The 11101-nt window shown below is 35.8% G+C and carries 6 protein-coding genes and 1 tRNA gene; 4 read left to right on the forward strand and 3 right to left on the reverse strand.

Annotated features, from left to right (window positions below; translation table 11 throughout):
* The first annotated feature begins 140 nt into the window (after positions 1-140).
* Both ACN4EE_RS03160 and ACN4EE_RS03165 read left to right on the forward strand, forming a co-directional pair.
* Complete coding sequence (locus ACN4EE_RS03160) at positions 141-2462, forward strand: heavy metal translocating P-type ATPase (protein WP_431704947.1); 2322 nt, start codon at positions 141-143, stop codon at positions 2460-2462.
* Between the two features lie 121 nt (positions 2463-2583).
* Entirely contained in the window at positions 2584-3021 is a 438-nt protein-coding gene (locus ACN4EE_RS03165; RefSeq protein WP_431704948.1) for an FHA domain-containing protein, read from the forward strand.
* 203 nt (positions 3022-3224) lie between these two features.
* On the opposite strand, the gene ACN4EE_RS03170 is transcribed toward ACN4EE_RS03165, so the two are convergent.
* Both ACN4EE_RS03170 and ACN4EE_RS03175 read right to left on the reverse strand, forming a co-directional pair.
* The gene (locus ACN4EE_RS03170) at positions 3225-4931 is read right to left on the reverse strand and encodes an ABC transporter ATP-binding protein/permease (protein ID WP_431704949.1); all 1707 of its coding nucleotides are present in this window, start codon (positions 4929-4931) and stop codon (positions 3225-3227) included.
* A 190-nt stretch (positions 4932-5121) separates the two neighbouring features.
* A complete protein-coding gene (locus ACN4EE_RS03175; protein ID WP_431704950.1) occupies positions 5122-5592 on the reverse strand; it encodes a CYTH domain-containing protein in 471 nt (156 codons plus the stop codon).
* A 65-nt stretch (positions 5593-5657) separates the two neighbouring features.
* On the opposite strand from ACN4EE_RS03175, the gene ACN4EE_RS03180 reads away from it, so the two are divergent.
* Positions 5658-5729 (forward strand) — tRNA-Cys (locus ACN4EE_RS03180).
* Positions 5730-5815: 86 nt separating this feature from the next.
* On the opposite strand, the gene ACN4EE_RS03185 is transcribed toward ACN4EE_RS03180, so the two are convergent.
* On the reverse strand, positions 5816-7102 hold the full coding sequence (locus ACN4EE_RS03185; RefSeq protein ID WP_431704951.1) for a M16 family metallopeptidase: 1287 nt from the start codon (positions 7100-7102) through the stop codon (positions 5816-5818).
* Between the two features lie 199 nt (positions 7103-7301).
* Here ACN4EE_RS03185 and mfd point away from each other — a divergent pair, with 199 nt between their 5' ends.
* On the forward strand, positions 7302-10940 hold the full coding sequence (gene mfd / locus ACN4EE_RS03190) for a transcription-repair coupling factor (RefSeq protein WP_431704952.1): 3639 nt from the start codon (positions 7302-7304) through the stop codon (positions 10938-10940).
* The last annotated feature ends 161 nt before the right edge of the window (positions 10941-11101 follow it).

Below are 11101 nucleotides of genomic sequence, written 5' to 3' on the forward strand. Positions count from 1 at the left end.
GATTGCTTCGTTTCCTCGCAATGATAGGGGGGAGGTTCGATCGAAATGATCGTTAATGATAGGATGGAAAATATCGGATTTATAACTAAAATTAATCTTACAACAACTTGCTATATAATCACTAATTCTTCATTCTTTACATGATTTCTCCTAGCTTCATCTCCCCAAACATAAAAATTACTGATACAATTACGATCGATATTACTGGCATGAAATGCGCAGGATGCGTGAAAGCCGTTGAAAGGCAAATCATCCAACAACAAGGCATCGTCTCCGCTAACGTTAACTTAATTACTGCGGTGGCTTTGGTACAATATGAAAGCTCGATCGTACAACCTGAAACTTTAGCCCAAAAATTAACCGCCATTGGTTTTCCCTCTCAAGTAAGAGTGATTGATGAAGATTTCGAGAATCCCCAAGAGAAAATAAGAGAAAAGCGTAGATTAGAGCAGAAAACACAACAATATCAGTTAATTAGTGCTATTTTGTTGCTAATTTTTTCATCTATTGGACATTTACACCATTTAGGCTTTCACTCTTTACACTGGTTAAGCAATATTTGGTTTCATTGGGGTTTAGCTACCGCTAGTTTATTGATTCCGGGGAGAGAAATTTTACTCAACGGTTGGCAAGGGTTATGGCAAAAAAAACCCAATATGAATAGTTTAGTGGGATTGGGAACAACTTTTGCTTATGTTGCTAGTTGCGTGGCTTTGCTTTATCCTTCCTTGGGTTGGGAATGTTTTTTCGATGAGCCTGTTATGCTACTTGGTTTTATTTTTCTAGGCAGGGTATTAGAATCAAGAGCAAGAAATCGTGCCATCGAGTCTTTAGAAGATTTATTGAGTTTACGTCCTCAATTTGCTCGTTTAGTGGGTAAAATTAACTCAAATCAAGATCAAGGTTTAGAAATTCCAGCTATACAAGTCAAACCAGAAGAGTGGGTAAGGGTATTATCAGGAGAGCAGTTTCCTGTGGATGGTATTATTATGGAGGGCGAAACCACCGTTGATGAATCGTTATTAACAGGAGAGTCTTTACCTGTATTTAAACGTCAAGGGGATAAGGTTTATGCAGGTACAATTAATAACGGTGATATGGTAATCTTGGAGGCGGTGAATACGGGCAAAAATACCGCCTTGAGTCAAATTATCGCTACGGTAGAAAATGCTCAAACTCGTAAAGCACCTGTACAAAAAATGGCGGATACTGTGTCAGGTTACTTTACTTATACCATCATCTCGATCGCACTGTTGGTGTTTAGTTTTTGGTACTTTTGGGGTACACAAATTTGGTCACATCTTCTCCTAGAATTAGATACCAGTCGCACTATTCTCAGTCTCAAGTTAGCTATTGATGTCTTAGTTATAGCTTGTCCTTGCGCTTTAGGGTTAGCCACTCCCACCGCAATTTTAGTCGGCACTACCACTGGTGCTGAAAATGGGTTATTAATTAAAGGGGGTGATGTGTTAGAACAAGTTAAGAATCTAAGTTCGATCGTCTTCGATAAAACTGGTACACTAACTCAAGGATACCCTCAACTGGAAAATGTTGTGACTTTTAGTCAACATTCTGACAAGGAAATTTTGCAGATAGCCTCCAGCTTAGAAATTTCAGCTAATCATCCCCTCGCTAAAGCTATTCTCAACCACGCCAATAAATTATCTCTTGATGTTTTGCCAATGGAATCCTTTGCCAATCAAGCCGGAAAAGGCGTTAAGGGTAAACTCGCTGATGATTGGTTTTATCTCGGTAATCGATCGTGGCTACAAAACAATTCGATCGAGCTGGACTCTACAATTATCCTTCAATGTGAACAATGGACAAAAGAGGGTAAAACTGTTGTTTATTTAGGCAAAAATAGTGATTTAATCGGCTTAATTACCCTTTCAGATCAAATTAGACCTGATGCAAAAAGTACCGTTAAAACTTTGCAAAACATGGGCTTGGACGTAATTATGATGAGTGGAGATCAACCCCTAACAACTCAATATATAGCAGAAAAACTAGGCATTGACACTTATTATGGTGGCTTGACACCATCTCAAAAAAGTGATTTAATTGCCGAATTGCAAAAAAACTCGAAAAATATTGTTGCAATGGTGGGAGATGGAATAAATGATACACCAGCAATGACAACTGCTCAATTTTCGATCGCACTCAATCAAGGCTCAGAAATTGCTATTAAAACAGCAGGAATTGTCTTAACGACTGGGAAATTAAAAGACGTGGTGACAGCGATTAATTTGAGTAAGCTAACCCTCAGAAAAATTCAACAAAATCTTTTTTGGGCATTGAGTTACAATCTAATGGCAATACCCCTCGCTAGTGGTTTTTTCTTGCCAAAGTATCAAATTTTGTTAAATCCTGCTACTGCTGGAGCATTAATGGCGCTAAGTTCAATTATTGTCGTGACAAATTCCCTCTTGTTGAAAAATTCGGCTCGAAAATTCCTTAATTGATAAGTTGAGTTACTGATTACCATTTTGTTTTAAACTAGAAGAATACCCTTAAACTTTACACTAACTTTATAGATTGTTTCTTCTTATCAGGTATTTTATACTTCAAAATTTTTACTAAAAAATGGTTCAATCTTCCACTAAACCTCATAAAGCTCATATACTTATCATTGAAGATGACAAGGGAAGAAGGGAAATTCTCTTGCGCAAAAGTAAGTACTCTTTAGGTCGATCGCAACAAGCCGACATTCGTATTCATTCCCCTTTTGTCTCCCGTCATCATGCCACTATGATAAGACAATTTGATGATCAAGGTTACACCTACTATGAGATTTTAGACGGAGACGGTCATAATAATGTTAGTGCCAATGGTATTTTAGTTAATGGGCGCAAAGTTAATAATCAACAATTGAAAAATGGTGATAAAGTGGTATTTGGTCCTCAAATTTCGATCGTCTATCAACATTGTCAACGAGATATTTTCCCCTCCTTGCCTCCTGATGATCCATTTGACATTACCTTAATTGATCCTGCTATGATGCTTACAGACTGGGAAGATTGACACATTTGGGCTTATTTTTTTTGCAGGGCAAACATATAAGGTAAAAATTGCCAAAAATTCACACTTTTTTGTGAATATAGTGTGCCTAAACCATTGATTTTAATAACCTTTTGATTTATTCAGCAAACCCTATTTAGGGAATGCCCAAAAAGTATTGTAATGAAGGGGGTAATCGATAATCCCCCCCCCTACTGTTTTACTGATTAATTAATGGAAGATAATTGCCATGATTTATCCTCAGATATTTTCAGTAATAGTTGATGATAATTTTTTAAACTTTCTCGATGTCCAACACTAATAAATGTTGTATTTGTTTCTAATAAATGCTGATATAAATTCGCCTCATTATTACTATCTAAAGCGCTAGTGGCTTCATCGAGAATTGCATACTCAGGTTTATTAATCAAAATACGCGCAAATGCTACCCTTTGTTGCTCTCCTAATGATAATACTTCCCCCCAGTCTTTTTCCACTTCAAAACCGCCAAATTTTTCGGCTAAATGGGGTAAATTGACTAAGTTTAAAACTTGTTGTAATTCTTCTTCAGAAATATTTTTCTCTACACTAGGATAAATTAATTGTTCTTTTAATGTACCGATAATCATATACGGACGTTGGGGTAAAAATAACATTTTATCTAATTCTGGGCGATAAATTGCTCCTGTACCTGCATTCCATAAACCTGCGATCGATCTAAGTAAAGAACTTTTACCACAACCACTACTACCCATAATTAATAAACCTTTTCCTTGAGGTAAATTCACACTCACATTCTCCATTAATGTATTTTGATAATTAGGAGTTTGTAAAGTTAAATGTTCGATCGATAATTGCTCATCTACTATGGTATCAATAGTACGATTTTCTAAGTTATTTTTAGTTAATAAATCTGGTGTTTTTTGTCCTAATAAAAAGTTATAAAAACTGGAAAGTCGATCGATACCTGCCGCAAAACTGGTTAAAGATTGGAAACGACTCACAATGATATTTAAAGAGAAAAATACTCGTAAAAATGCCCCCGTTGCTTCACTAACTTTTCCTACTTCTAAATCCCCTGACAAAACATTAGGCGCGACTACAATAGCAGGAATAACATAGGGTAAAAATTCAAAAGTATTGGTAAATAAACCTAAATATAATTCTTGCCATACTAACAAAGCATTAAAGTTATTAAAAGCATCAATAAATAAATTATTTAAGTTGCCCTTTTCCTGACTTTCTCCTTGATAAAATGCGATCGATTCTGAATTTTCCCTAACTCTCACTAAACCAAAACGAAAGTTAGCTTCTTTTTGTAATTGATTAAAGTTTAAACTAACTAATTTTCTTCCAAAAACTCCTGTGGTTATCAAAGTACCTGCCAAGGCATAAACTAACAAAAAAATCACTAATTGTTGAGAAATTGACCACAAAACTACACTAAAAGCAATTACTTGTAAAACTGACTGAATAATTACTAAGAAAAAGAGTAAAGAATCTTGAGTAAAACTTCTAATATCTTCCGAAATTCGTTGATCAGGGTTATCAATTTCGATATTTTTTACCGCTAATTGATAAAAAGAACGATTCAAAAAATAGTTATTTAAAAAATGTTCTGTCAACCATTTTCGCCAATATAAACCTAACTTTCCTTGAGTAAAAGAAAATCCTGCAAATAACGGCACATACAAGACTAAAACCAATAAAAATTTAAAAACTGTTTGCCAAAATTCCGTTTCATCTTTTCTGGATAAAGTAGAAATTAATCCTCCTTGGGCTTCATTTAATAAAACACTTAATTGAGTATAACCAATTAATAAAAGTCCTAAAATTACTAATAAAGTTATTGCCCCTTTTTTTTCTTTCCCTAACCAATATAATTTAGCGATCAACCAAAATTCTCGAAAAACATTAAGATTAAAACCTTTCATATAATTTTAAAAAAACAAAAATTTTACTTTAATGAGTATAGCATAAATACTCATTATTAAAAGTAGTTTTACACTTTAATTTAATATAAAAAGGTAAATAAAATACTTCTTCGTTTATGAAAAAGATTACTTCGTTACCGCCCAATGACATTTCTCTTTTAAGTATTATTAATTATTCATTATTAATTATTCATTTTCTCCATTGACTATAAGAATTTTTAGCTAAATTAGAATTATAATAACGACTATCCTGAGTCACTTCTTCCCCTATCCAATTAGGTAAAATAATCTCCTGATTTTCACTACTTAATTCCACCTCAGCTAAAATTAAACCCTGATTATCTCCTAAAAATTCATCCACTTCCCACATTAACTCACTTACTTTTACTCTATATCTTATCTTTTCGATGAGAGGTCGATCGCACAGAGTATCCAACATTTCTCCTGCTTCTTGTAAGGGTATCTCATACTCAAATTCCGATCGAGCCATGCCTTTACTTTTACCCTTGAGAGTGATATAGCCTTTATCACCTGCAATTCTCAGTCTGACAGTATTGCCATTATGGGTATAAATATACCCCTGACGATACAAAATACCGTTATCGGGAGGTTGCCAAAGACGATGATTAACTAAAAATTTGCGTTCGATTTCTAAACCCATAATTTTAAATTTTCCCCTTGCCAAAATATCTAATTATAGGTTAACATGATAAAGTGTCAGATAATGGCGGCGTAGCCAAGTGGTAAGGCAAGGGTCTGCAAAACCTTCATCCCCCAGTTCGAATCTGGGCGTCGCCTTTGAGGATTAATCTTTTACATCACATTACCTTTGAGTGACCTTGGAGTGTTTTTAACGCAACATTTTTGAAATTAGTCTGAAATTTTTAACAGGATTTAATTTCACAAATAGCATAATATTCAGGAGATAGATATTGACTAGCGTAAGCCTGTAATTTTTCAGGGGTAAATTGTTTCACTATCTGAGGATATTTTAACGCTAAATTTGCCCGTTTTAAGACTTGATAATAACCATATAATCCTGCTAATTGTTCGGGGGTTTCTGTGGAAAAAATATAGTCATGGCATAACGAGCGTTGACAGTTTTTTAATTCATTTGCTGTCACTGGTTCTTGTTGTAATTTATAAATTTGATTGCGAATAATATTTTCTATTTCCTCACTGTTATTACTAGATAAATAGGCAGAAATTGTAAATAAACTAGAATGTTTTTGCAGGGAAAAATCGCAACTAATATCTAATAATAAATGTTCTTCTTCTCTTAATTTTCTCACCAGTCTTGATGTTCTACCACCACTTAAGATTAAGGATAACATATCAAGCGCGATCGCACCTTCTAAATTTTCGATACCCGGTCCCATCCATGCCATAATAAGACGAGGTTGTTCTAATCTAGGCAAAAATAACTCTTTTCGGCGTATATCTATAATAGGCGGTTCACTGTCAAAATAAACATCAGGACATTCCGATCGAATGGTAAAATCCTTAAAACAATTTTCTACTAAAGTAATTGCTTGTTCACGCTCAATATTTCCCACTAATACCACCGTCATATTTTCGGGTTGATAATAGGTTTTATGGTAACAGCGCATCTGATTAGGGGTGTGTTGCAACAACAAAGGTTCTTCCCCTAATACAGAACGGCGATAAGGGTGATGTTGATAGATGGTATTTGCCACACCCTGCATAATCATCCAATCATAATCATCATAGCTCGATCGAATTTCTTCCAACACCACATCTCGTTCAATATAAAAATCCTCATCGGGAATTTCCGCTTGTAAAACAATCTCCGCTAAATAAGGGAGAGTCTCGGGCAAATATTGAGAAGCGGTAGTCAGAAAAAAGTGGGTATAATCATAACTGGTAGCGGCATTAGCACAACCTCCCGTACTTTCTACGATGTAATCAAACTCCCCCGGAAAAATATTTTTTGTGCCTTTAAAGATCATGTGTTCTAAAAAGTGGGAAATCCCCGACCAGGACTCAGGTTCAGTTGTCACACCAGCATTTACCCATATATCTGCTACTACCACTGAACTAGCTGGTATTTCCTGATGAACTAGAGTTAAACCATTGGAAAAAGAAATGATGTCAAGATCATAACGACAAGATGATTGACTTTTAGGATTGCGATCGAGAGATAATATCATATCATCATATTTATTTACCTTTTCTTAATCTTAACTCTAATGTTGTTATTTACAGACAATAAATAGTCAGGAATTATTAACAATTCACTATGGTTATCGAGGGTAGTCGAGATGCACTATTCACTATTCATTATTCATTATTCACTATTCATTATTCATTATTCACTATTCATTATTCACTATTCATTATTCACTATTCATGTTTAACTCTGTCATTCGATCGATCTCAAAATCTCCTCTTACCACAGAATTAATTGACAAACTCAACAGCAGTGGAAAACTAAAGATACAAGGCGTAGCCCGTTTACCTAAAGGTTTAGTTACCACTGCTATCGCTCAAGAGCAGAAGAAAAACTTACTTGTAGTTTGTTCAACCCTAGAAGAATCCGCTCGTTGGATGGCGAATATTGAGGTTATGGGTTATAAACAAGTTTTTTTCTATCCTACCACCGAAGCAACTCCCTACGAGTCTTTTAATGGCGAATCTGAGATGATTTGGGGGCAGATGCAGACTCTTTCTAGTTTAATAAATCAGGATGTTACAAATTTTCCTTTAGCGGTTGTGACTACGGAAAAAGCCTTACAGCCTCATTTACCGCCTCCAGAGGTGTTTGCTGACTATTGCTTAAATTTGAGCAAGGGTATGACTTTTGAGAGTAAAAATATTGATTTGACTTTAGCGAGGATGGGTTATGAGAGGGTGAATTTAGTGGAGGTGGAAGGACAATGGAGTAAACGAGGGGATTTAATCGATATTTTCCCCGTATCCGCCGAATTACCCGTCAGATTAGAGTTTTTTGGCGATGAATTGGAGTCCATAAGAGAATTTGATCCTGTGTCTCAACGTAGTTTGGATCACATTCAAGCATTTAACCTTACTCCTACAACATGGAGTACGATAATTGGTCAGAGTTTACCTAGCATAAAAATTATTAAACCATTTATTAGCACCTTTGATCAAGAAAATTTAGAAAATGACATTTATCCCGAAGGAATGACTCGTTTTTTGGGTTTAGCTTTTAATGGTGAAAATGGTCATGTTGCCTCGATTTTAGACTATTTTCCTGATAATTCGATCGTCGCCCTTGACGAGGTTGAACAATGCCTTGCCCATAGTCGTATTTGGGTTGAACAAGCCCAAGAAAAATGGCAATTAATGAATGACATAATCTCCCCTAAATCGTCTTTAAAAGAGGAAAATTTAGAAGAAATAATTTCCTCTCACTCTGCTTTGACAGGAGAAGAAATAATCCCCCCTACTGCTTTGAAAGGGGGGGATAATAATAAAGAAAATTCTTTACCTTTGAAAGGGGGGAATAATCTTTCTGGTTTACCGAAAATTCATCGGGATTTTTCTGTTTCTTTAGGGTTGATTAAGTATCCGCAAATTTATTTGTCAGAAATTGCCTTAGCAATCAATGAAGACGAGATACCTAGTATCAATTTATCTTCTCGCCCTTTACCTGTTTCTCCTCATCAGTTTGCCAAATTAGCAGAAATTTTAAGGGGTAAAAAAGAAATCTTTAATTCGATCGATTTGAGTAAGTATAATAGATGGTTAATTTCTGCACAACCTACTCGCAGTGTCGCCCTTTTACAAGAGCATGATTGCACTGCTCAATTTATCTCTAATCCTGTGGATTTTAACAGTATTGAAAAATTGCAAAGACAAAATATTTCTGTGGCTTTAAAATATTCTGGACAAGCTGAATTAGAAGGTTTTATTTTACCTACTTTTCGCATTGCAATTATTACGGATAGAGAGTTTTTTGGACAACATAATTTAGCCAGTCCGACTTATATCAGAAAACGCCGTCAAGCGGCTTCTAAACAGGTAGATTTAGATAAGTTAAGACCAAAAGATTTTATTGTCCATAAATATCATGGTTTAGGACAATTTTTAGAGTTAGAAATTATTGAGGGGAGAGAATATTTAGTTATTAAATATACTGATGGTTTATTAAAAGTTCCTGTGGATAGTTTAGAATTGGTATCTCGCTATAGAAATACAGGAGAAGCTCCACCTAAGTTAAATACAATGTCGGGAAGAGAGTGGATAAATACCAAGAATAAAGCTAAGAAATCTATTAAAAAATTAGCGGTTGATTTAGTCAAATTATATGCAAAAAGAGCAGAATTAAAAGGTTTTGCTTTTCCTGAAGATACTCCTTGGCAAAGAGAATTAGAAGACTCTTTTCCTTATCAACCAACTCCTGATCAATTAAAGGCAATTCAGGATGTAAAAAGAGATTTAGAAAGCGATCGACCTATGGATAGATTAGTATGTGGTGATGTAGGTTTTGGCAAAACTGAAGTAGCAATTAGAGCAATTTTTAAAGCTGTTACCGCAGGAAATAAACAGGTAGTTTTTATCGCACCTACGACTATTTTATCTCAGCAACATTATCATACTTTAGTAGAAAGATTTGCTCCTTATCCCATTAATATCGGCTTATTAAATCGCTTCCGTACAGAGTCAGAAAAAAAAGAAATTATCCAAAAATTGGCAACGGGAGAGTTAGATATTGTGGTGGGTACTCAAGGGGTTTTAAACAGTAAAATTAAGTTTAAAGATTTAGGCTTATTAGTAGTGGACGAAGAGCAAAGATTTGGGGTTAATCAAAAGGAAAAAATTAAAGCAATGAAAGCCTCGATCGATGTTTTAACCTTGAGTGCCACTCCCATTCCCCGTACCCTTTATATGTCTATTTCGGGGGTGCGAGAAATGAGTTTAATTACCACTCCTCCTCCTAGTCGTCGCCCTATCAAAACCCACATTATGCCCTTCAATCAAGGGGCGATTCGTACTGCTATTCGCAATGAATTAGACAGGGGAGGACAGATTTTTTACGTTTTACCTCGTATCGAAGGCATGGAGGATTCCATCAAAATGCTTCAGGCAATGATTCCTAGTCTTAGAATTGCCATTGCCCATGGACAAATGCACCAAGGGGAGTTAGAAACAACTATGTTGGCGTTTAATAACGGTGAAGCGGATTTGCTCGTGTGTACCACTATCGTTGAGTCTGGTTTAGATATTCCCCGTGTGAATACTATCATCATCGAAGATGCCCAAAAATTCGGTTTAGCCCAATTATATCAGCTCAGGGGACGGGTAGGTCGATCGGGGATTCAAGCCCATGCTTGGTTGTTGTATCCTGACAAGGAAACTTTATCGGATGTGGCACGAAAACGATTACGCGCTTTGCAGGAATTTACTCAACTCGGCTCAGGTTATTATTTAGCTATGCGTGATATGGAAATTCGTGGAGTCGGTAGTCTGCTTGGGGCAGCGCAATCTGGGCAAGTGGAAGCTATCGGTTTTGAAATGTACACCGAAATGTTAAAAGAGGCTATCAATGAAATTCAAGGGCTAGAAATCCCTCAAGTGGAAGACACTCAAGTTGATTTACAACTCACGGCTTTAATCCCTAACCGCTATATCCCTGATTTAGAACAAAAAATGAATGCTTACCGCTCGATCGCAACTGTATCTAGTTATCAACAAATTAAGCAAATTGAGGCGGATTGGCAAGATAGATATGGTGATATTCCCGAACCAGCACAACAATTATTACAAGTAGCTCAGTTGAAATTAAAGGCTAGATCGATCGGTTTTTCTCGTATCAAACCAGAGGGCAAACAAAATATTGTGCTTGAAACACCTATGCAAGAACCAGCATGGCGCTTATTACAGGAGAAGTTACCTAAACACATACAAAATCGTTTTGTCTATGGCAAAAATAAGGTAATTGTCAGGGGATTAGGCGCAATGAAAGCCTCTCAGCAATTAGATAGTTTGAATAGTTGGTTTACTTATCTAGTGAAGGATGATTAACAAAGATTTTTTTTGAGCTAATGCGCATAAATTAGCAAAGTTTAACTGATAAGTAAATAACCATGAGAATTTATCCATCACAAAATTGCTACGGAATCACCTGAGTTCGATATAAAATGATGAAGATAAGAGGGGGAGGAGGGGGGAGAGGGGGAAGAGCT

The sequence above is a fragment of the Geminocystis sp. CENA526 genome, from assembly GCF_050753365.1.
Taxonomy (GTDB): Bacteria; Cyanobacteriota; Cyanobacteriia; order Cyanobacteriales; family Cyanobacteriaceae; genus Geminocystis.